The sequence below is a fragment of the Azospirillum oleiclasticum genome, from assembly GCF_013423485.1.
GTDB classification, from domain to species: Bacteria; Pseudomonadota; Alphaproteobacteria; order Azospirillales; family Azospirillaceae; genus Azospirillum; species Azospirillum oleiclasticum.
Window position 1 is genome coordinate 1 of record NZ_JABFFR010000102.1, and the last position, 1,459, is coordinate 1,459.

1 protein-coding gene is annotated in these 1,459 nt (G+C 70.7%); it reads left to right on the plus strand.

Going from position 1 to position 1,459, the window contains the following annotated elements; genetic code table 11:
* The coding region (locus HL658_RS36445; RefSeq protein WP_246338327.1) for a condensation domain-containing protein at positions 1 to 1,459 on the plus strand (1,459 nt) is incomplete at both ends.

Here is a 1,459-nt window from a genome sequence, read left to right on the forward strand (position 1 = left end):
CGGTGGAGGCCGCCATCGCCGCCGTCTGGCGCGCTCTGCTCGGCCTCGACGCCGTCGGTCGCGACGAGAACTTCCTCTCCCTCGGCGGCGACAGCCTGCTCGCCACGCGGGCCGTCACCCGGCTGCGGGAGATCGGCATCGACGGGGTCGACCTCGGCCGCGTTTTTGCCCGCCCCGTGTTGCGCGACTTCGCCGATGGCCTATCCCTCGGCGCCGCGCGCGGGGCGTCCGCGCCGGTGCCGGACCTCGCCCGTCGTCACGAGCCGTTCCCGCCGACCGAGGTGCAGCGCGCCTATTGGATGGGCCGGAGCACCGATTTCGACCTGGGCGGAGTGAGCTGTCACTTCTACACCGAGTTCGATGGAACGGGCCTCGACCTGGAGCGGCTGGAAGAGGTGTGGAACCGCCTGATCGCGCGGCATGAGATGCTGCGCGGCGTGTTCGATGCCGACGGCCGCCAGCGCATCCTGGAGCGGGTGCCGCGCTTCCGCATCCTGGTGGTGGACGCGGCACCCGGCGGGGAGGAGCGTGCCCTGCGGGACCTGCGCGAGGCCATGTCGGAGCAGGTGCTCGATCCCTCCCGCTGGCCGCTCTTCGACGTGAGGGCCGTGCGCTCCGGCGACCATGTGCGGCTGGGGGTCAGCCTCGACAGCCTTCTCATCGATGCCCTCAGCACGATGATCCTGCGTGCGGAGATCGAGACGCTGTACGCCGACCTGGACGCCCCGCTGCGGCCGGTCGGGATCTCCTTCCGCGACTATGTGCTCCAGGTGAAGCCGCCGGCGGACACCCTGGAGGCTGATCGTGCCTATTGGGCCCGGCGGGTGGACGAGCTTCCGCCCGGCCCGCAGCTTCCGCTGGCGCGGCATCCCTCCACCGTCGGGAAGCCCCATTTCGAGCGGCGGCGGCTGATGGTGCCGCCGGACCGCTACCAAGCCCTGCTGCGGCGGGCCCGGAGCCACGGGCTGACCGCCTCCTCCGTGCTTGCCACCGCCTTCGCCGAGGTGCTGGGGGCTTGGAGCGCCCGGCCGGATCTGACCATCAACCTCACCCTGTTCGATCGCCGGGAGGTGCATCCGGACATCACCAACATCCTGGGGGACTTCACCTCTCTGATGCTGCTTTCCCACCGTCCCCGGGCGGAGGAAGGCTGGCTGGATCGCGCCACGCGGCTGCAGGCGGAATCCGTCGAGAACCTGGCCCACAGCGGGGTATCCGCCATCTGGGTGATGCGCGAGCTGTCCCGCCGCGGCGGGACGATGGACGCCGGCATGCCCGTCATCTTCACCAGCACCATCGGCATGGGCGGCGCCGTGCCGACTGGACCTGCCAAGCCGGTCCTGACACCGGGCTGGGGAATTTCCCAGACCCCGCAGGTGTGGATCGACTGCCAGATCGTCGAGGTGGCGGAAGGGCTCTCGGTTACCTGGGACGTTGTCGAGGCGCTGTTCCCGGCCGG